Origin of the sequence: Segatella copri, from assembly GCF_015074785.1 — a bacterium.
Classification (GTDB): domain Bacteria; phylum Bacteroidota; class Bacteroidia; order Bacteroidales; family Bacteroidaceae; genus Prevotella.
Genome location: NZ_CP042464.1, coordinates 1,815,787 through 1,842,473, shown reverse-complemented (window position 1 = coordinate 1,842,473; position 26,687 = coordinate 1,815,787). Strand labels below are relative to the sequence as shown.

Below are 26,687 nucleotides of genomic sequence, written 5' to 3'. Positions count from 1 at the left end.
TTATCCGAATACAAAAATAATAATCTGAATGGTTACAATTCTGAGGAACATGGCGAATGGATATACATTCGCATAGCCTACTGTTGGCGCATCAGCCGAAGTCTGCTCACGTACGTAAGCCAGGGCAGATGGGTTGGTGTTGGCACCTGCCAATACGCCGAGTAATGTATAATAATTGATGTGGAACACGAGCTTGCCGATGATGCCGCCCAGAATGATTGGTATCATGGTGATGGCGATGCCGTAGAGTATCCAGGTCAGTCCGCTTTCTGATGCTACGGTCTGGATAAACTGTTCGCCTGTGCCGAGACCCACGCAAGCCAGGAAGATGCAGATGCCGATTTCGCGCAGCATCAGGTTGGCTGAAATGGTATTGTAGGTAACGAGGTTGTATTTCGGTCCGAAATAACCTATCAGGATGGCTACTACCAATGGGCCGCCGGTAAGTCCGAGACGCAGATTCTCGTTGATGCCTGGGATGAAGAACGGAATGTTGGCTACGATACAACCCAGCATGATGCCCAGGAAGATTGGGATGAGGTTAGGGTAGTTCAGACGCTTCATCTGGTTACCCAGCACCTTCTCGGTATGAGCGATGGCGAGTTCCTTGCCCACTACGGTTACGCGGTCGCCCAACTGGAGTTTCAGGTCTGGGGTTGCGATGAGGTCTACACCATTTCTGTTCACGCGGGTAATGTTGGCGCCAAGGTTGCTTCTAATCTGCAACTGGCTGATGCTCTTGCCGTTGATGCCCGGCTTGGTAATCAGGATTCGGCGGTTGATGAGCTCGCTGCTGAATTCCTCGTCCTTTACGTCAACCTTCTCGCCGAGCAGGGCGATGATAGGTTCTTCTACGGTAGGATGAGCCACAATCTGCAGAATGTCGCCCTCTTCTATCATGGTCTGTCCGTTAACCACCTCGTCCTGGCGTTCGCCGTTGTTACGAATAATCTTGGAAACCATGAAGTCGCGCTTCAGGAGATAGCGAATCTGCTTGACGGTATCTTTGAAAACCATCTGGTTAGAAACCTTTACGGCGAAGGTGTTCAGGGTCATCGCCTCAAGATGTCCCTTGCCTCGCTTAGCTTCATCCTCTTCCTTCTGCTTGTCTACGCGTAGCGCGAACCTTAATATAATGAAGCTGAGGATAACGCCGAGCACACCCATAGGATAGGCGATGGCATAGCCGGCTGCGATGGATGGGGCGTCGATGTGGCGCAGGTCGCTGAATGCCTGCTGGGCTGCACCCAATCCAGGAGTGTTGGTTACGGCACCCGAAAGGATACCTGCCATAGAGGTGATGGATGTTCCCGAAAATGAGAAGATGACTAAGGTAGTAATGATACTCAGGGCCACAACAATCATACTGAGCAGGTTGAGACTCTTGCCGCCGTTCTTGAACGAAGCGAAGAAGCCCGGACCTACCTCCAGACCGATAGAGTAGACAAAGAGAATCAAGCCAAATTCCTTGAGGAAGTGGAGCAGATGCTCGTCAAGGTTGAGAGAGAAATGTCCAAAGATAAGACCGATGAACAGAATCCAAGCCAAGCCCAGGGAAACACCTTTTACTCTGAGCTTACCTAAACACAAACCCAAGGCGATGACCAGCGAAAGAATCATCACAGAGTGGGCTACTCCGCCTCCCCAAAGGTCTGGGAAGCCATAAAATAGATTTTTTAAAATCTCCATTTTTCTTTATCTATTAATGTAAATACTGAATTTTCAAAAACATTCTTTCTTATCGATTTCTGAAATCGATTGCAAAGGTATAGATAAATACGAAAGCAAAACTCGTTTTATGTTTAAAAGCTATGAATACGGCTATAAGTATTTTCTATAGCGAAAATAGGCTTTGCGGGCTTTTCTTTTCTCTTTCTCATGCATTTCTAGCCCTTTCTTTGCTCATTATATCAGTTTTTTTTCGTAATTTTGCAACCGGATTATTATAAACAGGAAAGAATATGCTGAATATTGACGAAATAAAGGATAAGAGAATTGCCGTGCTCCTTTCGGGAGGCGTCGACAGTTCGGTTGTGGTTTGGGAGTTTGCCCAGCTGGGCCTGCATCCTGATTGCTTCTACATCAAGATTGGTCCTGAGGAGAAAGAGGAGTGGGACTGCTCTTCGGAGGAGGACCTGGAGATGGCTACGGCTGTGGCTAGAAAGTATGGGTGCAAGCTGCAAGTGGTTGACTGTCATCATGAATATTGGAACGAGGTAACCCGTTATACGATGGAGAAGGTGAAGGCGGGTTTTACGCCTAATCCGGATGTAATGTGCAACCGCCTGATTAAGTTTGGTGCCTTCGATGAGAAGATGGGTCACAACTACGACCTCATCGCCACGGGGCATTATGCGCAGACCGAAACGGATGAAAATGGCGACAAATGGCTTGTCACGAGTCCTGATCCTGTAAAAGACCAGACTGATTTCCTGGCTCAGATAGAGAGCTGGCAATTGAAAAAAGCGATTTTCCCTATCGGCCATCATATCAAGAATGAGGTTCGCGAGATAGCCGAAGAGGAGCATCTGATAAATGCCAAGCGCAAGGACAGCCAGGGAATTTGCTTCCTGGGACAGATAAATTATAATGATTATATCCGCCGTTATCTGGGCGAGAAGCCGGGCGATGTCATAGAGATGGAGACGGGCAAGCGCATAGGCGAGCACAAGGGTTTGTGGTTTCATACCATCGGCCAGCGCAAGGGCTTGGGCTTTGGCGGCGGTCCCTGGTTCGTGATTAAGAAGGATGTAGAGAACAACATCCTGTATGTGAGTCATGGTTATGATCCGCAGTCGGCATACAAGAAGGATTTTCCTCTCCATGATTTCCATTTCCTCACACGCGAGGTTGCTATACAGAAGGTAACTTTCAAGATTCGCCATACGCCGGAGTATCATCCTGCTACGATAGAAAAGCTGGAAGACGGCCGCTGGATGATTCATTCAGAAGAGGCGATTCATGGTGTGGCTCCCGGCCAGTTCTGTGTAGTTTATGATGAGCATCATCATCGTTGCTATGGCTCGGGCGAGATTACGGTATAAATATTTTAAATTGAAAAAAGGGATGAGTCATCAATCTGATATTTTGATGATTCATCCCTTTTTGTTTTATCTGTTTTTACCCTTTCCCGATAATGCTGTCCAGCAATTCCTGGCAGGCATCTTCGAGAAGCGTGATGACGAGCTCGAAGTCGCTATAGTCGCCATAATACGGATCGGGAACGGTGGTGTATTCACGATGATGGGTCAGGAAATCGGCCATGCGCACTACTTTCTTCCTATCAGACTCTGAAGAAGCCATGGAGGTAATGGCACGGTAGTTTTCGTTGTCCATTACCACGATGGTTTCGAAACGGGCGAAGTCAGACTTCTGAAACTGGCGGGCATGGCTGTTGAAATTGTAGCCATGCTCGGCGCCACATTTGCGCATGCGGCTGTCGGGCAACTGACCTATGTGCCAGCCCCCGATGCCCGCAGAATCGATTTCAAACTCATCCTGAAACCCTGCTTTTTCTACAAGACTCTTCATGATTTCCTCGGCTGCCGGAGAGCGGCAGATGTTGCCCAGGCAGATGAATAATATGGTATGTTTATCTTTCTTTGTCATGTTGCTAACTTTTTTTTGTTTGCAAAGTTAGCATAAATCTCTGTATTATGCAAGATTTTTCTTCATTTTTCTTCCCACAAAGTTCCAGGCAGGCATCTTCTTCAGGGTGCTGCGGATAGGCTGGATGTCCCAGAGCAGGAAGATGATGAGCACGCCGATGCCGATGAGACAGGTTAGTCCGTAGAGCTCGCGGATGCTGATCATCAGCAGGTTGCCGGCATCATAAGGCAGTCCGCGCGACATGTTTTCTGCCATCTGATGGCGAAGTCCGTAGCTGTAGAGTCCGGAGCACATCGCCGAAACAGGGCCGTTGCGGATGATGCCTGCCATCGTCAGTCCCATGAAGAAATGCTCAAACGGCATCAGCTCTTCCAGATAGATGGTCAACATGCAGAAGAAGATGGCGTTGCCGATGCTTCTGAGGAAGATGGGCAGATAGAGTGCCTCGATGTTGAGTCCCGGGTCGATGAGGAAATACATCATTACGGGATAACATACCATCGTTGCCACGCCTATCGTGAGCAGTCGGGTATATTTCTGATGGAGCACCTTGCACCAGAACAGGCAGAAGAGGCATCCGGCGATGGCCCCCACCCATTCTACGAAGTTGAGCACATTGGTGGTAAACGTGCCGAAATGAAGCACGCCGCCCGTAAAGGCAGTCTGCAGCACCTTTGGCGTACTGCCCATGAACTCTACGAAGGCGAAGAGGATGAGTAGCGGGATGAGCCGTTTATACTTCCATGCTGCTGGGGCGATGTAAGGGTGACGGATGTGGAGCATGCGCTGGATGCAGAAATAGCCTGTAAAAATAAAGAGTACTACATCCATCTGCATAATCCTCGAATCGAGCCAGTTGTAATGCTCGCCGTAGGTGAAGAAGAAGATGAACTCCAGCATCCATGCCGACCAGAGAATGCACCCCAGATAATCAAGGCTGATGAAGGGCAGGGGCTTCATGAAGCGGAAGTCGTGGGTGGTGACATACACGATGAGTGCTACCAGCAGCAGGGCGCCTGTCATCGTCCAGTTGATGATGCGCCAATCCTGGTATATATAAATAAGGTGTTCGGTAACCCAAGGCGAGAGGAACATATTTCCCAGCACGATGCAGTAGAGCAGGGGGAAGAAGATGGTAAAATCGCGCTTGGAGGTCATCCATAGCTGGATGGTACTCATACACTCGAAGGTGCCGCAGAGTTTGAAGAAACCTGCGATGTAGGCGAGAATGCACATCACGGGAACCGAATCGGTCCACATGATGAGAAAATTGCAAGCCGCCACTACCAACGCCGCATTCAGCAGAAGCTGGCGGTTGGTAAAATGGAACTTCATCTTGAAGAGGAAGGGGAATGGCATCGCCACGCCCACCACGTTGAACATGATGATCATGAGCACGTCTTCTCTCATCAAACTGTACTCGCCCATAACCTGGCTCATGGCTCCTCCATAAATTCCGCCCGACATCAGGAAGATGAAGGCGAAGAGGAGATAAATCCAAGGCTGCAACCGGCGAGGAATATATCCGTTGAACGAAGGGACGCGGAAGGGTCCCTGTAACATAGGAGGTCCTGGCATTTTTTTAAATTAATAATTAATAATTAATAGTTTATAGAACATTCTATCTATAGTTTATAGAACATTCTATTTGAGGCGAACCTTGGTTTCTACGTTCAGACCGGCACGGAGCAGGGCTACCTGTTTTGGGTCGTTGTCTGGGGTGAGGGCGATGCGAACCGGTACGCGTTGCTCTACCTTAACGAAGTTGCCGGTGGCATTATCTACCGGAATCATGGAGTAGGCGTTGCCGGCAGCTGCTGAGAGCGCCTCTACCTTGCCGTGGAATACGACACCCGGAATGGCATCGGCTGTAAAATCTACCGCCTTGCCCACCTGGATGCCGTCCATTTGGGTTTCACGATAGTTGGCTACTACCCATACATCGTTGTCATCCACGATGCGTGCCAACATCTGTCCTGGCTGAACCAGCTGTCCCTCGTGGATATCTTTCCTGCCCATCACGCCGTCGCAGGTAGCCACGATTACGGTATAAGAAAGGTTCAGACGAGCCAGATTGAGCTGAGCCTCTGCCACACTCTCGCCTGCACGCGAACCGCCCAGCTGCTGGGTCTGTACGTTACGAACCGAGGCGGCACTTGCCTTCCGGCTGCTTGCCTGCTCATAACGTGCCTTGGCTCCCAGATAGCGGGCGTAGGCATTATCATATTGCTGGCGGGTTACCGCATCCTTCTTCATCAGGGCTGCAAAACGGTCGAAATCCTGCTTGGCGTTCATCATGTCTACACGTGCCTCTTCGATACCTGCCGAAGCCGTCTGCACGTTGGTAGTGGTGGTTCCCATGCTGGCAGATACAACCGAAGAACCGGCCTTAGAACCGCGTAGACCAGCCTCTGCCTGAGCCACATGCAGGCGAAATTCTGAATCTTCGATAATGACGAGTGTATCGCCCTTCTTCACGTGCTGATAGTCGGAGAAACGGATTTCCTTGATAAATCCTGATACGCGCGTGTTGATAGGCGTAATGTGGCGGTTCACCTGGGCATCATCGGTATAAACCACGTCGCTACCATGATAAAAATGGCTGAAGCACCAGCCGATGGCTCCTATAAAACAGAGGATGATAACTACATTATATATTCTCTTGATAATCTTCTTATTCATAATTTATGTTTGTTTTATTGTTTGAAAAAGAGCAGATGAATTGGCTTTCCCTTCGGACGCCGAACGTTGTTTCTTCGTTCTTCACTCTTCACTCTTCACTTCCTAAATTTCTCCCGCTACGTATTTCATGCGGTAATAAGCGTATACGATGTTGATGCGGGCATCTACCTCGTTCAGTTCGGCGTTGAGCTTCAGGTTCGATGCATCCACCATGTCGGTTACCAGCGCCAGCTGACTGAGATAGCGAGCGTTCATCACCTCGTAGTTCTGCTGCGCCAGTTCTACGCTCTTGCGTTGCGTTTCCAGTTCTACGTAGGTTTGCTGATATTGCACGTAGGCAGCCTGTACGCTATTGTTCAGCTGTTCAGCCTGCAGGGCATGGCTTTCCTTTGCCTGTCGGGTTTCTACGGCAGCCTGTCTGATGCGCTTGTTGCTCTTGAAGAGCGAACTGAGGCTGTATTTCACGCCTACGCCCACATACCATACGTTCAGATTCTTGTCTATCGGCGGCAACTCGAAGAGGATAGGTCCGTCAAAATTCTCGGCAGCCACCAGAGCCACTTTCGGCAGCAGGTCGCTCTTGGCAATCTTCTCCTTCTGTTCCGCTATCCTGATGGCGTTGCTGCTCTGTTCCAGCAGGGGCGAATTCATCGTGCTTGCCGTCTGCCAGTAAGCTTCTCCATCCTTGGCGTAAGCCTTGTCTGCAATCGTAGCGTCCGGAATAATCTGCATCTCCTGTTCCCCTTTATCTTCCTGGTTCATGCCGAGCGTATTCAGGAGCTGGTGGTTCAGGATACTGCGGTTGTTGCGTAGCGAAGTGAGTCCCAGTTTCAGGCTCTCCATCTGCAGTTCGTATCGGGTGATGTCGTTCTTGAGCGCCATTCCCTGGGTTTGTTTCGCCTTGATGTCGGCGATGAGCTGGCGGGTGAGCTCGATGTTTTTTTCATATACCTTGATACGGTTGTCTATCTTGTAGAGGTCCAGATACTGTCCCAGGGCGATGAAGCGAACCTGCTGACGGGTGAGTTTCACGCCCACCTCTGCCTGCTGCTTGCCCAGTTCGGCGAGGCGGATGCCTGCGTTGATGGCGCCACCAGCATAAACCACCTGCTGTGCCTGGAAGGCGAAATTATTGCCGAAGTGGGGCGATTTCAAACCTTGGGCGTTGCTGAAGTCGCGGTCGGTCATCAGGGCGTTTCCGATGTAACTGAAGGAGAGGGACGCATCGAGGTCGGGCAGTTTCTTGCTTTTAGCTGATTCGATACCGATGCTGGCAGCTTCTACGCCCGATTTCGAGGTTCGTAGCGACTTGCTGTTTTCTTCGATTCTTTCGAAGAGTTGGGCGATGGTCATCCTGTTTTGAGCCACAGCCCATAGAGAGCCTCCCCAGATGAGAAGGCCTGCAATCATCATTTTCTTTATCATTCAAAAATCTGTTATTATTTTTTTTATAAATCAGTTATCTCATGAATTCGGGTGCAAAGGTACGGCGATTTTGGCGAATATCCGTTTTAAATTTTTCGTGCCGCATGGATTTTTTTCGGAACAAAAGTTCTTTTTTCTCACATTATTTCCGTATATTTGCACGCAAAAAGCGAATAAAAGGTATTTATGATAGAATTATCTGAACTGAACAGTTATCAGGAGGCCAGTCTTTTCTGCTCTGATTTGAGCGGATGGCAGGAGGGGCCGCAGGTATTGACCTATGGAGCCATTCTCCTTTGCCGCAAGGGCAGGGCCGTGCTGAATGTGAATTATAAGGATTGGGATCTCTATGAGGGAGCTGTCATCACCCTGTTTCCGAATGATGTGGTAGAGGTGAAGAAGGTGGAGTCTTCCGCTTTCTGCGAGGGGGATACTTGTGCCGGAATGAATGCTTCTGCCTTCGAAGTGGAGATGCTGAAATATAATCCATCTCTGCTGCGCGAAGCCAGTCTGCAACTCGAACAGACGGTTTATTCTGCCCTGCGCGAGGACCGATGCCGGCAGGATTCGCCTGTGGTTACCCATATCATCGACAGCATGTTTGCCCTCCTCAGACTCTATTTCGAGCAGCACGACTGTACCTGCATCTCGCAGCTGGTACTCTATCAGCTCAAGGCCTTCTTCATAGGGTTCCACGAATATCTGCAACGCAATCCGCAGAACTGCCCCGACGAGGTGAAATCTTACAGGGTGAGGGAACTCTTCAACCGCTTCATGATGCTCATGGAACGCGATTACAAGAAATCGAGAGATGTCAACTATTATGCCGAGCAGATGAACATCACCTCCAAGTATCTTTCGAATATCGTGAGACAGGTAACGGGGCATACACCCAAAATCATCATCGACCAGTATGTGGTGCTCCAGCTGAAGATGCAGCTCAAGCGCTCCGCCCAGAGCATCAAGGAGATGGCATGGGAATATCATTTTGCTGATGCCAGCTTCTTCTGCCGCTATTTCAAGAAACATACCGGAATGACGCCGCAGCAGGTGAGAGAATAAATACAGTAATTATAACATAAAAATTTTAAAACATGACAACAACACTTATCATATTGGTTATTACGGTAGCCCTATTCATCTGGGGCAGGGTGAGGGCCGACATCGTGGCGCTTACCGCCCTGGCTGCACTCCTGGTTCTGGGTATCCTGACGCCTGCCGAGGCGCTGGCGGGCTTCTCTTCGCCCATCGTCATCATGATGATAGGACTCTTCGTGGTGGGTGGAGCTATCATGCAGACCGGACTTGCCAAGCTTACGGGCAATAAGCTCATGGCGCTCTCGCGCGGCAACGAAACCATCACCTTCCTGCTGGTGATGCTCGTAACCTCCTTTATCGGCGCCTTCGTGAGCAATACCGGAACGGTGGCCCTCATGATGCCTATCATCATGAGCATAGCTGCGGGCTCGGGCATGCAGTCGTCGCGTTTCCTCATGCCGCTCGCCTTTGCCGGAAGTCTGGGTGGAATGCTCACTCTCATCGGTACGCCGCCCAACCTGGTTATCGATGAAGTATTGACCGAGGGCGGTTATCAGCCGCTTGCCTTCTTCAGCTTCTTCCCTGTGGGCATCATCGTCATCGCCATCGGCATTATCGTGCTCATGCCGCTCAGCAAAATCTTCCTCAGCAAAAAGCAGAGCGGTAAGAAAAAGAAGCAGGGCAAATCGCTTGATGACCTGGTAGACGAATATCAGCTGCTCGATAATCTGCATCGCTACATCGTGCCTAGCCGCCGCCCTTCTGCCGCCCTCGACGAGAATGGCGAGCAGATGGATATCGTGGGCAAAACCCTGAAGGATCTGAGCATCCAGAAGAAATATGGCGTGAGTATCATCGAGATAAGAAACGAGAAGAAATCACGACTGGGACTGGTGAAGGATGTGAGCCAGAACATGGCGAAGAGCAGCAGCACCATTCAGGTTCACGATACCTTATATATAATAGGTGAGGAGGAGAAGATGAAACGCTTTGCCAGCGATTACGGCCTCAGGAAGATGAAGGATGTAAAGATTGATTTCTACGACCTGGGACTGACCGAAATCGTGGTGATGCCTACGTCTAATTTTGCCGGTCTGCGCATAGGCGATGCCAACCTGCGCAAGCGTTTCGGCATCAACGTGCTGGGCGTAAAGCGTGGCGATGAATATATTACCGACAATCTGATAGCCGCCAAACTGCATGTGGGCGATATGCTCCTGGTGCAGGGCGAATGGACCAATCTGGCTCATCTGGCTACCGATACGAGCAACTGGGTGGTTATCGACCAGCCAGAGAAGACTGCCGACAAGGTGCTCTTGGATTACAAGGCGCCTGTGGCGGCTGCCATCATGCTGCTGATGATAGCGATGATGGTGTTCGATTTCATTCCTGTGGCTCCGGTCACGGCGGTCATCATCGCCGGACTGCTGACCGTCTTTGCCGGATGTTTCCGGAATGTAGAGGCGGCTTACAAGACCATCAACTGGGAGAGCATCGTGCTGATAGCCGCCATGATGCCGATGTCTACGGCGCTTGAGAAGACGGGTGCTTCTGCCTTGGTATCTCAGGGGCTGGTTGAGAGTTTGGGTTCGATGGGACCTACGGCTCTCTTGGCAGGTATCTACTTTACCACTTCTCTGATGACGATGTTTATCAGCAATACTGCCACGGCTGTGCTGATGGCTCCTATTGCCCTGGTGGCGGCCCGGCAGGTAGGTGTGAGTCCTTATTCTTTCCTCTTTGCGGTTACGTTGGGTGCCAGCATGTGCTTTGCCTCTCCGTTCTCCACGCCTCCTAATGCGCTGGTGATGAAGGCGGGTGGCTATACGTTTATGGATTACGTGAAGGTAGGTTTGCCGTTGCAGATTATCATCGGCGTTGTGATGACCTTCGTTCTTCCGCTCCTTTTTCCTTACTAAGGATTTTTGATATCAAAATAAAAGCCCCCGATGTTTTTCCCGCATTGGGGGCTCTTTTTTTATCGGGTTAAATCAGGCCTTTTTATTTTCCCAATTAGGGAGATTTTTTTCTCCAACTGGGCAAGTAATTTTGCGCGCTTTCTGAATCACGATGCAAAGATACGGAATCCCGATTTGTCGGTTGTGCGATAGCGTGCGATGCCGTGCGATATCGGAACATTTTTCTCCAATCTCTTTTCTTCGTGTTCACGGAAGTTGGGACAGATAGTTTCAGCGATGTTGGACAGTTGTTACTTATGATAGCCCGAATTGGCAACAAGATAGGTCTTCATACGGCATGATTTCTCCTAATTGAGGTCGGAATGCTGAAAAATAGCCCCATTTATCTCCACTTCGAGTATTGGGAAGAGCATCGGAAATAAGGTTTCCTGCATGTCTTTTGATGCCTGAGAGAGCAAAAGTTGCACCTATTCGGTGCCTTTTCCCAGCTTTTTCATCGTTGGAGCGGTTGAAATGGGGATATTGTACCTCAAATTCTTAGTCTATATTTCTATATAATTTATTGATTATGAGCCTTTTAGAGAGAAGTGGGGTTGGGTGGAGCGTTCCAGTTCCAGTTGTTCCAATTAATTTTTTGAGCGTTCCATTCTACCTTCTTATATATATAACTATCTATATATTAAGTAGTTATAGACACTCTATAAAGGGATATTGTCCTATGAAAACTTATTTGGAACAATTGGAACAATTGGAACAACTGGAACAACTGGAACGCTTGCCCGAAAATCATTTCTGTATTAATCCTGTTACCAGCCTCCCCGAAGTCCCCATTTCCTCTAGAAAGCCTCAACTCCGTTTTATCTCTTTTCACCCTCGCAATCATCAAAAGTTCGTTTGCGGTTCTCTGTCATCTCTTAATAGTGGTAGTAGTACCAACATTCCTCTTCTGGAGTTTTCAAGTAACCTATGCCTTGCAGAGTTAAAAGCATTTTAAGTATCTTAATAGGCAAAATCCTATTGTAAAGTGTGAGAAATTAATGTTTATTCGTTTGTACCGCTAGGCGTTAGGGAGATACGCCTAGCGGACTTGCAAACCAGTATTACGGACTTATACCACAGCACCTTCTGCCCTGTTAGGGCGTGTGGCGCATATTTAATACGCTTCTCCCTGCTCTATCTCTTCCTGCGTAATGCGCTTGCGGTCGATGGCGCGCCAGGCAAAGACGATGTAGGCGAGGACGAACGGGATGAGGAGAGAAACTATCGCCATGGTGCGGAGCGTGAACTCGCTGCTGCAGCTGTTGGCGAGGGTGAGCGAACTCTGAAGGTCGATGTTGGATGGATAGTAGGCGGTATTGTTCCAGCCGGCTATCAGCAGCAGAACCAGCACGGTGAGCACGGTTCCGATGCCCGTAAACCAGATTCCCTTTCTATACTGCACGCTTCTCGACGACTTGAAAATGCCGAAGAGTACGAGCACTATTCCTATTATCAATATGGCTGATAGGATTGGCATCTCCAGAAGATTGTGAAGATACTTCATGCTCTCTATCGTAATGCCGCCCGCAGATGCTGCGCTCATTCCTGCCTCTGCAGCCGTGCTGAAGCCGTCCTTTACCATTAATCTGATGAGAAATGGCAGGAAGAACAATAGGAAAATCAGGGCATTCCATGGCAACTGGCGGGTGCAGCGCTCCTGAATCTGCTGGTGCTCGATGTTGTTCTTGATGTAGAGCATGCCCAGGATGCGGGCTAACATCAATACTGCAAGTCCCAGCACCACGTTCCATGGGTCGAGCAGGGCATCAAGACCATGACTGGCGTTTGCCCAGCGGCTGATGACGGGTTGCAGACTGTTGGTAATATAGCCCTTGTCTATCAGAAAATTGCTGCCGTTGAAGAAGGTGGCTACGGCTCCGCCAAGAAGCAGCGGACCCACGATGCCGTTGATAATGAGGCAAATCTGAAAGGTTTTTGGTCCAAGAAAATTACCTATCTTGTTCTGGAATTCATAGCTCACGGCTTGAATCACAAACGAGAACAGGATGATCATCCACAGCCAGTAGGCTCCGCCGAAACTGGTGCTGTAGAACAGTGGGAACGAGGCGAAGAAGGCTCCGCCGAAGGTGACGAGCGTGGTGAAGGTGAATTCCCACTTTCTGCCCGTGGAGTTGATGATGAGGCGACGCTCTTCTTCCGTTTTTCCCAAACAGAAAATCAAGGTGTTGGCTCCCTGTACAAACATGAGAAACACCAGCAAGGCTCCTAATAATGATACGAGGAACCACCAGTATGATTGCAAAAATTCGTATGTCATAATGCTAATGTCATAAAGTTAATTCATAATCTTAAGTTTTTATTCATATTCCGGTCCTTTCTTAATCTGCTTCACCAGGATGCTGATTTCCACGGCGAGCATGGTGGTGAAGAGTGCCAGGAAGATGAAGAAGGTGGTGGCCACGCTGCCTGCCTCGATGTCGGAGATGGCGGCGCTAACCGGCAGCAGGTCTTGAATGGTCCAAGGCTGTCGACCGATTTCTGCTACTATCCAGCCCGATTCTGAGGCGATGTAAGCCAGCGGAATCATGATGATGGCAGAAATGAGGAACCATCGGTATTGGGCGATTTCCTTCTTATAGACCAGGAATAGGCTGAGGGCGAAGAAGAGGATGAGCAGGCAGCCTACTCCCACCATCAGGCGGAAGGCGTAGAAGCAGATCGGGATGCTCGGCACCAGTTCCCTGGCGTCCTTGATGTAACCATATCCGAAGTATTTCATGTTCTCCCTGAGGATAGGAAGCTGGTCTTGCGCCTTGGTTTCGCGATAGGTTTTCAGGGCAACAATCGCCTTCTTGCCCCGGGTTATCTTTTCCTGTGCAGATGGTTCCCGGGTGCCATCCTCGTGGGTGTAACCCTTGAGAATATCGTTTACGCCTGGCACGTAGCCATCGGCTGTGCGGGTGGCTAAGAACGAGAGCATGTTAGGGATGGCGATGCGCATGGCTGGCTCCTGCTCGTTTTCATAATCGGGCTGCTGGAATGGGTGAACGGCTGCTATCGCCGTAAGGCTTTCGCCGTTTCCACCATTATATAATGCTTCCATCGCAGCCAGTTTCATCGGCTGCACCTGTGCCACCTGATAGGCAGAGCTGTCGCCGGTCATCGCAGCCAGCAGGGTGGCGATGAGTCCTACTCCGGCACCCATCTTGATGCTCGCCTTGGCAAGTTGGGTTTCTCTCTTTTTCAGTAGATACCAGCAGCTTACGGCTACCACGAAGGTGGCGCCGATGATCCAGGAAGAGGTGACGGTATGGGTGAACTTGTTGATGGCGAATGGCGAGAGTGCCACATCCAGGAACGAGGTCATCTCGAAGCGCATGGTGTCGGGATTGAATTCCTGCCCCACCGGATATTGCATCCAGGCGTTGGCTACGAGAATCCACCAGGCAGAAATGGTGGCACCAAGACCCGTGAGCCAGGTGGAGGCTAGATGGAAGCCCCGGCTCACCTTATCCCAGCCGAAGAACATCACCGCCACGAAGGTGCTCTCCATGAAGAATGCCAGGATGCCTTCGATGGCAAGGGGAGCGCCGAACACGTCGCCCACAAACCAGGAGTAGTTGCTCCAGTTGGTGCCGAATTCAAACTCCAGGATGATGCCTGTGGCAACGCCCATGGCGAAGTTCACGCCAAAGAGTTTTTGCCAGAAACGGGTTACGTGCTTCCAGAACGGCTTGTTGGTGCGGTAGTAGCATGTTTCGGCAATGCCCATGATTACTGCCAGTCCCAGGGTGAGCGGGACGAACAGCCAATGGTAGATGGCCGTGAGTGCGAATTGCGCTCTCGACCAGTCGATGGTGGCTGATGTAATGTCTAACAATAGATTTGTCATCATAGTTGAATGGTTTTAAAAATGTTATTATATAATGTTTTTGTATTTTGTTAATTGTTTAATTTATTATTTTAATTCTTTCGATAATATGGGATTGAAATCCAGAGCTTTATCTGTTCAGAATTTCCTTGGAAACGAAGCCTGCCTTGTCTCCATTCTTTGCATTTGTATTGATAAAATCAGGAAAGAAAAAGAGCTTGAGCACCAGAAAGATGATGGCAAGCTTGATGAGGATGATGGTCCAGAGCGTCTTGCCCAGGGTCATCTTCCTGAAACCATCGTAATAGAGATGGAATATTTGGAATAGCAGTCCTTTTTTCATCGGCTTCACATCCGTTTTCATCAGGTTTTTATCTTTTTTCTTCTGCATAAGCACTCCTTCTTTTGAAAATCTGCTGCAAATCTACAATAAAATTATGTAATTACCAAATATTTTCTTGAAAAAATTACAAAAAAGGTTGTTTTTAGATATCCCATAAGGGAGTTATTTTAAAGTTTTTCTTTTTAATGTTATCTGTTTATCCATCAAAAAGTAATCTATCTTCTCTAAAAACTCTCGTTTTATTCCTTTATGTTAAAATCTTCTCCCTAAAAATCGCCTATCTTTGCAGTCTCATTACAAAAAAAAAGTTCTAATAATCTTTGTGCTTTAAAGAGAAAACATCGTAGAATTCGTTGTGCTGGAAAATCTGATGTTTTTTTATGGAATAAATCTTGCCGTTTCATCAGAATTTATTATCTTTGTCCCCTAAAACATAGAAAACATTTTAATCAGAAATAATCAGAAGAAATTATGAATATAGAATCTGTTAGAGAGTATTGCCTCTCGCTTCCCCTCGTAACCGAGGATTTTCCTTTTGATGAGCAGACCTTGGTGTTTCGCATCTCGGGCAAGATTTTTGCCTGTGTTGACCTGGAGCGCCCCGAGTGGGTTACGATGAAATGTAATGCCGATTACGCCCTCGAACTCCGGGAAGTGCATCCCGAAATAGAAGGCGCATGGCATTGGAATAAGAAATACTGGAATCAGGTAAACCTCTATGGCACGCTGGAAGATGATTTCATCCAGTCCCTGATTCGCCACAGCTATTCCGAAGTGGTGAAGAAGCTCAAGAAAAAGGAAAAGCTTGAGCATCCCTTAATTCCGCAACACTATAGTTTATAATATTTTTTAAGTACCTGAGCAACAAAAAGTTGCTTAGGATTTTGTCATGTCAAAGAATTCACTTATATTAGTGTTGCAAAAAAAACAAGAGAATTCGATAAATGACATGGCAAAAGTACAAATAAAATCTGAGAAACTTACTCCTTTTGGAGAATAATCCCCGATAAACCACTGTCATTGTTGGCGACAATGTCAATCGGCGTGGGTTGTCCTTATCGCGGATTTTTGTTCATACCTGATGTGAGATATCATCAGGTCCGGGCTCATCTTTGACCATATCCATTATCCTTTTACGGCATTCACCCTTTGTTTTTGAGCCTGATTTTCTCATGATAGAAATAGTTCACGATGACAGGTTTACCTTTTTCGGAGCGTCCGTAAGGCAAATCGTTCACCCGATAGGGAAAGCCTTGTGTTTGTGCATACTGGGATATGTCCTGTTCCAAAGCCTGCCAGTAATCAAGTTTTTTCTTGTTGTATATCTCTTCGTACAACGGAAAGAGCTCGGGATATTTCTCACGAATATACGTCATTATTCCTCCTTTGAATTGTCCACGCAGGTTCAGATTTTCAAGCCATATCAAATCGGCATAATTTTTCACCTCCCCAATAATCGCCTTCACATCGGTTATTCCCGGAAATATGGGTGAAACGAAACATACGGTACGGATGCCTGCCTCATAGACTTGACGCATCGCTTTCAGGCGACGTTCTATGCTCACGGCATTGTCCATATCCGTGCGGAACCGCTCATCAAGCGTATTGACCGACCACGATACCGTTACTTTAGGAAAACCTTTCAATAGATCGAGGTCACGCAGGACGAGGTCGGATTTCGTACAAACCATAATCTCGGCATTACTTCCATGTAGTTCTTCGAGCAATTTACGCGTACGACGGAAAGATTCTTCATACGGATTGTAACCATCCGTCACAGAACCTATCACAATACGCTCGCCATCATATTTGTGTGGATTCTTTATCGGTTTCCAATTCTTCACGTCCAGGAATGCTCCCCACGGTTCGGTATGTCCAGTGAAACGTTTCATGAACGAGGCGTAGCAATATTTGCAGGCGTGTGGACAGCCTACATAGGGATTGACCGAATACCCGCCGACCGGCAGCGAAGATTTGGTCATGACACTCTGTACATCTATTTCTTTGATTATTTCCTTTTCCATATTTTTTCTATAAATTGTTCTGGTAGCTCTTGAATCATTCGGTCTTCTCCCATGATAGGCAAAAGGTCTTCTTTCATAAATACCGGAATGTGATTTCTTTTCGCCTGTTCTACAATATGAAGTACCCATTCAGGATTGGCATCTACTTTCCCTTTCCTTTTGCCTGTTTCCGTCCCTATAACAATCCATTCGTAACCCTCCAAATCTATCTCACCCACATCCTCAAAGAGAGGTTCAAAAGTGGCATGATAATGTTTAGAGCGAATGTGACCTTTTAATTCCTTCAGCCGTTTCTTCTTGGAAGCCCTAGTCACAGTAACTCCCATCCATACGTTTTCATCGTTATAAGTGATTTGATACAGACGCTCATAATATTATTGTTTCTCCATCTTCAGGAATAATCAGGCGACTCATTTCTATTTCGTGATGCATGGCCTCGTTACGCAGAATTGCGCGTGTGGTCTGCCCATGATCAGTAGCTTCCATGTGGACTGCTATTAGTTTGATGTGAGCAGGAAGTTCATCAAGCATGGTCATAACTTCCTGTTCGTCGGGAATAATAGAACCTTCTGTTCGAGAAAATTCAGGGAATATTGCACCTCCACTGTTCACTATGATGTAATCGGGAGCAAACTGTTCTATGGTCTGACGGATACACTCCTCCCACTTGCAGTCACTCATTATATATACGGTAGGGAAACCAGACGCGGTAAGCACATAGCCGGATACCGGCCCCATCATTTCTCCAATCTGTCCGAAGCCATGGTGCCCTTGGATGCGATGAATGGTTAAATCTCCAATGGTTTTGTCTTTTTCAATGCTTTCTACATTGGTAAAACCATCCTGCATAATCTCCTCTTTATCCTGCGGTTGTGTCAGGAACAGGATGTTCGTCGCTAAATGCTGTTTCACTGTCGGGTCGTAATGGTCAATATGGTTGTGTGTCAGCAATACCATATCCAGACCATCCGTAATTTCATTCATCGGCATCGTAAGATGTACTCTTGGTGTCTTATATACTCCGAGGGCCGACTGCAAAGTGCCTTTTTCGGCAAGCATGGGGTCAACAAGTATCTCTTTTCCAGCATAATGAATTCGCAAAGTTGCATTGCGAATCAGTCGAATTGTAACATTTTTTCTCTTCATAATTTGTTGTATGAGTCCACTTGAAAAAGTGGATTCTATTTAAATTAAACAATAGCCTTGGACTGTTATATTCTTCCCTTGGCTTTAACTAACTCTGGCGAATAGTTAGTGTTCATTAGTTGGTCAAACAACTTTAGTACGCAACTACAGCCTTAAAAATGCCTCAAAATGGGGCTATTCGCTCTTTGAACTACTTATTTTGCAATTTGGAGACTTAATTGGCAGTCAAACCAGAAAAGACGGCGCATGTTCATCCAAGCGCATCTTGCAATTGCTTGCAAGCCGTGCTTAAAGAGTGTGCGATATCTGGTCTTGTTGTTTCTTGTATGGAAGCCATACTGGAACATTGCTGCTTCTACGTTGTTGCGTTTCTTCCGTTCTTCAAACGGTATGGACTCAACTTTGCGTCTGACCTCAGCCTTGTCCACATGCTCCTTCTTGAAATACCTATATGACTTCTTGCCATCGGCGTTCTCAAGGACAATCCATGGTGGTGGAGTAGTTCCTACCACTCCACCTTATCATTCAGAATCACGCCGTCGGTTGCATCTTCGGCTGTAAAGGTTTCGCCCTTATACTGCACGCAGAGCATCACGAGTGGTTCTGTACCATTGTTGCGAACGGAGCGCTTGCCGTCTGGTGCTACTCTCACCACGCTTCCCTCCTGAACTGGGAATACCTTGCCATCCACCTGGAATTCGCCCTTGCCGCTGAGGAAGAAATACAGTTCCTCGTGGTTCTTGTGAGTATGGAGGAAACCAGTCTCTGTGCCAGGAGCAAAGTTCTGGAATGAGAACTCGCCACCAGTAGCGTTTACGCTCTGACCTCCGAATACCTTTCCGGGAATCTTAATCTTAGGACCCAACTCTAAGGTGTAATCCTTGATTTCACTCATCTTACCAAAATCTGTGGCTGTGAAGTTCTCAGCCTTTGCAATAAGCTTTGTTTCTTTCATCTTTTCTGTTATTTTTAAATGTTTATATTTCTCTTTTTATTTCTGAATTGCGCTGCAAAGATACTGCGAAAAACTGGTTCCTGCAAGAGGGAACTTGGGGGTAAGATGGTTACCGGGAGGTAACTATTGCGTGGGAATGGGAGAAAGAAAAATGAAGCGTTAACTTAGATTAACTTGGTATGTTTGGTTTCTTTTCGGATATTAGTTACTTTTGTAGCCTATTGCAGAATATTATAGAGTTTTGCAGAACATTATTGCAGAATATTATAGTAGAATATAAAGAAGATAGATTATGGCAAAAATGATAAAAGAAATGGTAGTGCAGGACTGTCCCATCCGTAACGTCCTGGCGCGTGTTTGCGACAAGTGGTCGCTACTGGTAATCTACACCCTGAAATATCATCAGGATGGTCCCCTCCGGTTTAATGCCCTGCGTAAGCTGATTCCGGATATTTCGCAGAAAATGCTTACCAGCACGTTAAAATCGCTGGAGGCTGATGGCTACGTTACCCGCAAGGCTTATGCCGAAGTGCCGCCAAGAGTGGAGTATTCTCTCACACCTCGTGCTGAAACCCTTATTCCTATTATGGATCATCTGATAAAATGGGCGCTGGATAACATGGCTGTGATTCTGAAGGATAGGGATAAGGCTGTAGGCTGATTTCCAAGATGAGTTTTCCGGAAAATCATTCATTTTTTCTGTAGTTGGGGTAATGCGTGTTTTCGGGAATCTTCGTATCTTTGCACCCGGAAATCATGATCCTCATATAATCATGATTATAATCATCATATAATCATCATAGAATTATAACTATAAGTATAAAAATATGTATATTGAGAAAATAAAGTCGCCAGCCGACTTGAAGAAGCTGGATTTGAAGGAGCTGCAGGTGGTGGCTGATGAAACCAGACAGGCTGTGCTGAACCGTGTAAGCAAGTATGGCGGTCATGTGGGACCAAACCTCGGATTCGTGGAGGCTACCGTGGCGCTTCACTACGTGTTTGATGCGCCAAAGGATGAGCTCGTGTTTGACGTAAGCCACCAATGCTATCCGCATAAGGTGCTCACCGGACGAGCTGCGGGATTCCTCGGCGATGTGGATGACATGAATGCCATTTCGGGCTATTCTTCTCCTGCCGAATGTCCGGAATATGATAACTTTGAGGTGGGGCATACTTCCACTTCCGTGAGTCTTGCCACCGGTTTGCAGAAGGCGCGCGACGTCAAGGGTACCGATGAGAACATCATCGCCATTATCGGTGACGGCTCCCTTTCGGGCGGCGAGGCTTTCGAGGGACTGGATGAGGCTTCGGAACTCGGCACGGGCATCATCATCGTGGTGAACGACAACGAAATGTCTATCGCCGAAAATCATGGCGGAATCTATAAGAACCTGCGTGCCTTGCGCCAGAGCAACGGCACCTGCGAGCACAACTGGTTCAAGGCGTGGGGCTTTGAATACAAGTATCTGGAAGAGGGTAACGACATCGAAAAACTCATCCAGGTTTTCGAGAGCGTGAAGGATACGGATAAGCCTACCGTGGTTCACATCCACACAGAAAAAGGTCATGGATTTGCGCCAGCCGTAGCCAACAAGGAGGCTTGGCATTGGGGATTGCCTTTCAACCTGGAAGATGGCAGCCGACCAAGAAAGAATGCCGATGGAACCCTCCCGGAAGTTGCTCCAACAGAGGATTACGGCACTTTATTCTCTGACTGGATGCTCAGCGAGATGAAACAGGATAAGACCCTCATCGCCGTAACCGCCGGTACTCCTACCGCAGGCGGCTTTACTGCCGATAAGCGCCAACTGGCTGGCAATCAGCACATCGATATGGGAATAGCCGAGGAGCAGGCTGTGGCCATGATTTCGGGAATGGCGAAGGGCGGACTGCATCCGGTATGGACGGTTTACAGCACCTTCATCCAGCGCACCTACGACCAGATAGCGCAAGACCTCTGCATCAATTCCAACCCAGCCGTAATCAACGTGGTAGGAGGCGGAGTGAACTCGATGAACGACATCACCCACATCTGCCTTTTCGATATTCCGATGCTCTGCAGCATTCCGGGGCTCATCTATCTGGCTCCAACCACCTGCGAGGAGTATTTCTCCATGCTCCGCTGGAGCATTCTGCAGGATAAGAAACCTATCGCCATCCGTGTGCCAAGCAATGGCGTGGTTCATACGTCAGAAGCCGTTGATGCTGAGTATGGCTACGAGGCAAAGTACAAGGTGATGCACCAGGGCGAGAAGGTGGCAGTCATCGCCGCCGGTTCGTTCTATCAGAAGGGCGAGAATGTAGTCCGCCTGTTGGCTGATAAGGGCATCGATGCTACGCTCATCAACCCCCGTTATCTGAATGAGGTGGATGCCGAAGTGCTGGATAGCCTGAAGGCAAATCATCAGCTGGTGGTAACCCTGGAGGATGGCTCGAAGGATGGCGGATTCGGAGAGCGCATCGCCTCTTACTATGGCACTTCAGAAATGAAGGTGATGGTGGGCGGCATCAGGAAGGGACTCTACGACAGATACGATGTGAAGGAGTTGCTTTCGGATAATCGCCTGCTCGATGAGCAGATTGTGGAAGACGTTTTGTCAGTAATTAATGATTAGTTAGTCGGCATAGTTAGTTTTTATTTAACGAGAAATCCAAGCCGGAGAATCATCTCTAGCTTGGATTTCTTCTGTTTTATCATCGAATGTTTGTCTTAATCTCAGTCATCATCCCAGTCATTATCTCAATCATCATCATCATCATCGTCATCATCATCATCCCAATCTCTATCGTGCTTCCACTTCTTCTTGTCGTGCTTCCACTTCTTATCGTGCTTGTGATGCTTGCACGGCTTTCCTGGTCCATAAGTTACATGGGTTCCGCCTGGCCATCCCGGTCTTCCGTAGCTGCACTCAGGGCGAGGGCGGCGCTTGTCGTGTCCCCAGTTATGCTTTGGATACTTGGTGTAAATATGGTGAACATACACATGATTCTGCCAGCCGATAGGGCGATAGAAATAGTATGAGTTCTTAAATTTCTTCCATTGTCTGGCGGTCATCATGCGCTTGAGCTGCTTGTTGCGGTAATGCCAGCCGTAGGCATCAATGTCGCGATAGCTGCGGATGCCGTCCAGGTAGGTGAAGTTGATGTTCAGCAGATTGTTGCGCTGGGCGCTGCTCAATCCTAGTTCCACCACCATCTTATCTGTGATAAAACGGGCTTCTGCCTGAATGTCTGTCAGTCTCTGAGCATTCATAGATGTTATCATCATCCATGCTGCTACCAATGTCATAATCATTCTTTTCATAACTATCTTCTCTTTAAAGGGTTATTACTGCATTTATTTTAATTGAAGAGGCTACTTGGTGCCGCTATCAACTTTTTGATGGTGCAAAGATAGAGAGAATAGCTGAAAACAACAAGGGGAAAACCATAATCTGATGTATGATTTTCCCTAAAAGCATCGGGGAAACTCCCGTAATAAGATTGTAGTATCTTTTATCTGCTAATTAAAATCCTTGTAACCTCATTGACACATAATATCCTTACCTTTGCACCCGAAATTTAACAGGAATTACCCCGAAAGGGGAAATCTTTAATAAAGGTATTATAGTAAGATAAAGAAAAAATGGAAAAGAAAGTATCGGGTAAGCATAGCAGCATGAATGGCTTTGCTATGATGAAAGGTAGAGTAGCTAATGTAGTTTTGGCTTCGGCTTTATTGTTGGGTGGAGGCTTGACTGCACAGGCTCAAAACGCAGCATTAACAACCTGTTCTCAGAGTGCAGCAACCGCCATTCCGCAGAATCCTAACTGGAAGGCGAATGCTGCCGAATGGCAGAAACTGAAGGGTGAAATCACCCTCTACATGACCAATGATATGGGTCGCAACGGCTACTACGACCAGAAGCCTATCGCCGAACTGATGGGCGAGATGGCGGGCACAGTAGATCCGGAATGTGTACTTGCCGTGGGCGACATCCACCATTTCAATGGCGTGGCTTCTACCCAGGACCCTCTGTGGCTTACCAATTACGAATGGGTTTATTCTCATCCCGACCTGATGCTCAACTGGTTCCCGGTTTGCGGAAACCATGAGTATCGTGGTGATACCCAGGCTTTTATGGAATACGGCAAGGTGAGTCGCCGCTGGATGATGTCAGCCAAATATTACACCAAGGTGTTCGACCACAAGGGAACCACCGTGCGCGTCATCTTCCTCGATACCACACCCCTCATCGATTCTTACCGCAAGAATCCGGAAATCTATCCTGATGCCTGCAAGCAGGATGCAGAGGCTCAGCTCTCCTGGCTTGACGAAACTCTGAAGAATGCCAAGGAAGACTGGGTCATCGTGGTAGGTCATCATCCTATCTACGCCTACACCACGAAGAAGGAGAATGAGCGCCTCGACATGCAGAAGCGCCTCCTTCCTGTCCTCCATAAATATAATAATGTGGCGATTTATGCCTGCGGTCACATCCACAACTTCCAGCACATCCAGAAGAAGGGCGATAACATCGACTACGTAGTCAATTCCTCTTCATCTCTGGCTCGTCCTGTGAAGCCTATTGATGGCACCGTGTTCTGCAGTCCTGCCGATGGCTTCTCTGTATTTACAGCAGATAAGAAGCAGCTGAGAATGTCGATGATTGACAAGGATGGAAAAATCATTCACACGGTTTTAAAGGTAAAAAAGTAAAAAGGTAAAAAAGTAAAAAGCGCCTTACCCCCTTTGCGCCCCCGTTCCCAGCGATTCTATCGCTGGTCCCCAAGCTTTTATATTAAAGGTAAAAGGAGCTTTTTTGCGAAAAGAAACGAATGAAGATTTCAATAGCGATATAGATGAAAAGATTTTTGCTGAGTGCGGCGCTTCTTGCCGCTGCAACTTCCGCTATCCAGGCTCATACGCTGGATGGTATAGTCAAGGATAACAAAACGGGCGAACCCCTCATCGGAACCGTAATCCGGGTAAAGGAGCTGCCCAACGTGAGTACCACCACCGGACTTGATGGTACGTTCACCCTGCATGAATTGCCTGATAAAGGCAAGTTTACCATCATCGTTTCCTACATGTCGTACAAGACCAGGGAGATGGTAGTGGATGTAGCTAAGAAAAACAAGGTGGATATTCCGATGGATGAAGACCTGAAGCAGTTGGGCGAAGTGGTGGTTACCGGTCATCGTGAATACCGCAGCGACCGCAGCGCCATAGAAACCGTGAAGAATGCCGGCAACGTGCTCAACGTGATGAGCCAGCAGAGCATCCAGCTTTCGCCTGATGTCAACGTGGCGAGCGTTCTGCAGCGTGTATCGGGTGTAACCATGGAGCGTGATGCATCGGGCGAGGCTTCCTACGCCATCCTCCGAGGCATGGACAAGCGATACAACTACACCCTGGTAAACGGCGTGAAGATTCCAAGTCCGGATGATAAAAACCGTTACATCCCATTGAATATCTTCCCTTCAGATCTGATGGACCGCCTCGTGGTTTCCAAGTCTCTGACTGCCGATATGGAAGGCGATGCAGCCGGCGGCGTGGTGGATATGGTGATGAAGGATGCCCCATCCCGCTTCCAGATTCAGGCGAATGCTGCCATCGGAGCAAGTGATTATTTCTGGAAGGATGGCAGAGATTATCTTTCCAGCAACCGCTCTGATTATACAAAGAAATCTCCTTACGAGGCTTTCGGAAAAGACTACAAGGCGCAGATGAGCGATTTCAAGAACGGTCCTGTTCAGTTGAAGAGCCATTCTCTTCCTGCTCCTAACTTCATAGGAGGTCTGAGCATCGGCAACCGCTTCTGGAACGACCGCCTGGGCGTGATGCTTGCCGGAAGTGTGCAGAATGTTTTCCGTGGCACCGAGCGCACCTACAATTCCGTGAAGATGGCTTCGGGCGAGCAGGCCATGTACATTTCCAATCTGCAGCATCGCTACTATAGCATCCACGACCTTACTGCGGGTGCTCATGCCAAGTTCGACTTAACCCTGCCTGGCCACAAGCTAGAATGGTACAACATGTATGTGCGCACCAATTCCAAGGGCACCAGATACAACAATAGCGTCAACACCGAATACATCGGAGCCGACAGCTACACCCAGGATGATGAGGTGCGCTCTCTCTCAACCACCCAGAGCATCTTCGCCACCAATCTGAAGGGTACGCATCATCTTACCAAGGATTTTACCATAGATTGGTCGGGCGTATTCTCGCAGGCTAAGGAGGAAGATCCAGATAGAACTTACGTTACCCTGACGAATACCGTGAGCAGAAAAGCCGAGAATGGCGGCGATGCCGTTTCGGGTTCCATCTGGGAAGGCGACAAGAACATCACCAAGACCCTGCCAAAGAGTGCCGAACGCCGATTCCAGCACAACAAGGATACCGACTGGGCGGGTTACATCAACCTCTCTTACGAAACCCATTTCGCCAACTCTGTGGAGGCTCTCTGGAAGGCGGGTGCGCAGTATCGCAGAAAGGAACGCAGCAACAGATATTATTCTTACATCTTCAATCCTGCCGACATCTCGCAGCGATTGGATGGCAACGGAATAGACCAGTTTGCTCACATCGATTGGGTTTGCAAGACTCCTTATTCTCAGGCTTCGCAGCTCAACTACGATTCCAAGGAGCACATCGGCGGAGCCTACGCCATGGTAACCCTGAAGAGCGAGATGGGCGAACTGAATGCCGGTTTTCGTGCCGAGCACACCAACCAGATTTACACCATGCTCCAGCACTTCCGCAACATGGGACAGGTGGGCGAGCAGAGCTACTGGGATTATCTGCCATCGGCATCCGTCAAGTGGACGCCAACCAAGAAGATGAACGTGCGTCTCTCTTACTATCGCTCCATCAACCGTCCGGGCTTCTACGAGATAGTGCCTTATCAGATTCAGGGCGAGGAGTATCAGGAAAAAGGTAATCCAAACCTGAAGCGTGCCCGCATCGACAACATCGACCTGCGCTGGGAGTGGTTCCCAAGCAAGACCGAACAGATACTTGCCGGCGTATTCTATAAGTATCTGAAAGACCCTATAGAGCAGGTGTTCGTAACGTCGGATGGCAAGATTGGCGCCGGAACCGATGCCTACTACATGCCGGATAACCTGGGTAATGCCAGGAACATGGGCTTCGAAATTGATGTGATCAAGTACATCCGCCACTTCGGAGTAAAGGCGAATTATACTTACACCCATTCTGAAATCACCACCTCGAAGCGTGAGTACAAGGAGGGTAGTGCCGAGTATAAGACGGGCGTAACCCAGACCCGTCCGCTGGTTAACCAGGCCCCTCATACCGCCAACATCTCCTTATTATATAAGGATACGGAGAATGGCTGGAATGCGCAGCTTGCCTCTTCCTTCACGGGCACCAAGCTTGCCCTGGTTTCTCCTTTCAAGGATGCCGACCAGTGGGATAAGGCGATGTTCGGTCTCGACCTGAGTGCCGAGAAGCAATTCAAGAACGGCATCTCCGTCTTCTTCAAGGCAAACAATCTGCTCGATGCCAAGCGCGAGAGATACTTGAAGACCGTGAACAAGAGCAACCTGGAGTATGAGGGTCAGAAGAGCGATAAGACCATCGTGGGAACTTATCAGTATGGCAGAACCTTCCTTCTGGGAGTAAGATACAAACTTTAAAAGGTAAAAAAGTAAAAAGGTTAAAAAA

22 protein-coding genes are annotated in these 26,687 nt (G+C 48.2%); 8 read left to right on the top strand and 14 right to left on the bottom strand.

Annotated features, from left to right (window positions below):
• Nucleotides 1-1,689: a putative transporter gene (locus FO447_RS08055; RefSeq protein WP_118415576.1), complete on the bottom strand. Its 1,689-nt coding sequence runs from the start codon at nt 1,687-1,689 to the stop codon at nt 1-3.
• A gap of 275 nt (nt 1,690-1,964) precedes the next feature.
• Here FO447_RS08055 and mnmA point away from each other — a divergent pair, with 275 nt between their 5' ends.
• The gene (gene mnmA, locus FO447_RS08050; protein ID WP_200758506.1) at nt 1,965-3,044 is read left to right on the top strand and encodes a tRNA 2-thiouridine(34) synthase MnmA; all 1,080 of its coding nucleotides are present in this window, start codon (nt 1,965-1,967) and stop codon (nt 3,042-3,044) included.
• Nucleotides 3,045-3,120: 76 nt separating this feature from the next.
• Here the strand turns inward: mnmA and FO447_RS08045 are convergent, their stop codons facing one another.
• From FO447_RS08045 to FO447_RS08030, 4 genes are all read right to left on the bottom strand, one after another.
• Complete coding sequence (locus tag FO447_RS08045; protein WP_200758407.1) at nt 3,121-3,609, bottom strand: low molecular weight protein-tyrosine-phosphatase; 489 nt, start codon at nt 3,607-3,609, stop codon at nt 3,121-3,123.
• Between the two features lie 45 nt (nt 3,610-3,654).
• Entirely contained in the window at nt 3,655-5,172 is a 1,518-nt protein-coding gene (locus tag FO447_RS08040) for a hypothetical protein (protein ID WP_234699095.1), read from the bottom strand.
• A gap of 81 nt (nt 5,173-5,253) precedes the next feature.
• Nucleotides 5,254-6,294, bottom strand: coding sequence for an HlyD family secretion protein (locus FO447_RS08035; RefSeq protein WP_200758504.1), 1,041 nt, complete (start codon nt 6,292-6,294; stop codon nt 5,254-5,256).
• Nucleotides 6,295-6,393: 99 nt separating this feature from the next.
• The gene (locus tag FO447_RS08030; RefSeq protein WP_234699094.1) at nt 6,394-7,704 is read right to left on the bottom strand and encodes a TolC family protein; all 1,311 of its coding nucleotides are present in this window, start codon (nt 7,702-7,704) and stop codon (nt 6,394-6,396) included.
• A gap of 198 nt (nt 7,705-7,902) precedes the next feature.
• Here FO447_RS08030 and FO447_RS08025 point away from each other — a divergent pair, with 198 nt between their 5' ends.
• Both FO447_RS08025 and FO447_RS08020 read left to right on the top strand, forming a co-directional pair.
• Nucleotides 7,903-8,778, top strand: coding sequence for a helix-turn-helix domain-containing protein (locus tag FO447_RS08025; protein ID WP_200758401.1), 876 nt, complete (start codon nt 7,903-7,905; stop codon nt 8,776-8,778).
• Between the two features lie 32 nt (nt 8,779-8,810).
• The gene (locus FO447_RS08020; RefSeq protein WP_200758399.1) at nt 8,811-10,673 is read left to right on the top strand and encodes an SLC13 family permease; all 1,863 of its coding nucleotides are present in this window, start codon (nt 8,811-8,813) and stop codon (nt 10,671-10,673) included.
• Nucleotides 10,674-11,826: 1,153 nt separating this feature from the next.
• Here FO447_RS08020 and cydB read toward each other — a convergent pair.
• The 3 genes from cydB to FO447_RS08005 form a co-directional block, all read right to left on the bottom strand.
• The gene (gene cydB, locus FO447_RS08015) at nt 11,827-12,990 is read right to left on the bottom strand and encodes a cytochrome d ubiquinol oxidase subunit II (protein ID WP_200758397.1); all 1,164 of its coding nucleotides are present in this window, start codon (nt 12,988-12,990) and stop codon (nt 11,827-11,829) included.
• Nucleotides 12,991-13,029: 39 nt separating this feature from the next.
• The gene (locus FO447_RS08010) at nt 13,030-14,565 is read right to left on the bottom strand and encodes a cytochrome ubiquinol oxidase subunit I (protein WP_200758502.1); all 1,536 of its coding nucleotides are present in this window, start codon (nt 14,563-14,565) and stop codon (nt 13,030-13,032) included.
• 109 nt (nt 14,566-14,674) lie between these two features.
• A complete protein-coding gene (locus tag FO447_RS08005) occupies nt 14,675-14,935 on the bottom strand; it encodes a DUF4492 domain-containing protein (protein WP_234699093.1) in 261 nt (86 codons plus the stop codon).
• Between the two features lie 423 nt (nt 14,936-15,358).
• On the opposite strand from FO447_RS08005, the gene FO447_RS08000 reads away from it, so the two are divergent.
• Entirely contained in the window at nt 15,359-15,730 is a 372-nt protein-coding gene (locus FO447_RS08000; RefSeq protein ID WP_200758395.1) for an MmcQ/YjbR family DNA-binding protein, read from the top strand.
• Between the two features lie 299 nt (nt 15,731-16,029).
• On the opposite strand, the gene FO447_RS07995 is transcribed toward FO447_RS08000, so the two are convergent.
• From FO447_RS07995 to FO447_RS07975, 5 genes are all read right to left on the bottom strand, one after another.
• On the bottom strand, nt 16,030-16,911 hold the full coding sequence (locus FO447_RS07995) for a radical SAM mobile pair protein B (RefSeq protein ID WP_119238218.1): 882 nt from the start codon (nt 16,909-16,911) through the stop codon (nt 16,030-16,032).
• On the bottom strand, nt 16,896-17,264 hold the full coding sequence (locus FO447_RS07990) for a DUF5131 family protein (RefSeq protein WP_262893235.1): 369 nt from the start codon (nt 17,262-17,264) through the stop codon (nt 16,896-16,898). Before FO447_RS07990 ends, FO447_RS07995 begins: the two co-directional genes overlap by 16 nt.
• A 13-nt stretch (nt 17,265-17,277) precedes the next feature.
• Nucleotides 17,278-18,057 (bottom strand): MBL fold metallo-hydrolase, encoded by a 780-nt coding sequence (locus tag FO447_RS07985; protein WP_200758391.1) that lies wholly within the window; start codon nt 18,055-18,057, stop codon nt 17,278-17,280.
• A gap of 194 nt (nt 18,058-18,251) precedes the next feature.
• The gene (locus FO447_RS07980; protein ID WP_118078704.1) at nt 18,252-18,569 is read right to left on the bottom strand and encodes a hypothetical protein; all 318 of its coding nucleotides are present in this window, start codon (nt 18,567-18,569) and stop codon (nt 18,252-18,254) included.
• Entirely contained in the window at nt 18,563-19,012 is a 450-nt protein-coding gene (locus tag FO447_RS07975) for a cupin domain-containing protein (protein ID WP_200758389.1), read from the bottom strand. Before FO447_RS07975 ends, FO447_RS07980 begins: the two co-directional genes overlap by 7 nt.
• Nucleotides 19,013-19,304: 292 nt before the next feature.
• Between FO447_RS07975 and FO447_RS07970 the strand changes: the two genes are divergently transcribed.
• Together FO447_RS07970 and FO447_RS07965 are read left to right on the top strand one after the other, a co-directional pair.
• Nucleotides 19,305-19,673 carry a winged helix-turn-helix transcriptional regulator gene (locus FO447_RS07970; RefSeq protein ID WP_200758387.1) on the top strand — a complete coding sequence of 123 codons (369 nt, stop codon included), beginning with the start codon at nt 19,305-19,307 and terminating at the stop codon, nt 19,671-19,673.
• A 166-nt stretch (nt 19,674-19,839) separates the two neighbouring features.
• Entirely contained in the window at nt 19,840-21,630 is a 1,791-nt protein-coding gene (locus FO447_RS07965) for a 1-deoxy-D-xylulose-5-phosphate synthase (protein WP_200758385.1), read from the top strand.
• Between the two features lie 125 nt (nt 21,631-21,755).
• Here the strand turns inward: FO447_RS07965 and FO447_RS07960 are convergent, their stop codons facing one another.
• Complete coding sequence (locus tag FO447_RS07960) at nt 21,756-22,319, bottom strand: hypothetical protein (RefSeq protein WP_200758383.1); 564 nt, start codon at nt 22,317-22,319, stop codon at nt 21,756-21,758.
• 321 nt (nt 22,320-22,640) lie between these two features.
• Between FO447_RS07960 and FO447_RS07955 the strand changes: the two genes are divergently transcribed.
• Entirely contained in the window at nt 22,641-23,714 is a 1,074-nt protein-coding gene (locus FO447_RS07955; protein WP_200758381.1) for a metallophosphoesterase, read from the top strand.
• 143 nt (nt 23,715-23,857) lie between these two features.
• Nucleotides 23,858-26,659, top strand: coding sequence for a TonB-dependent receptor (locus FO447_RS07950; protein ID WP_200758379.1), 2,802 nt, complete (start codon nt 23,858-23,860; stop codon nt 26,657-26,659).
• Nucleotides 26,660-26,687 lie beyond the last annotated feature (28 nt).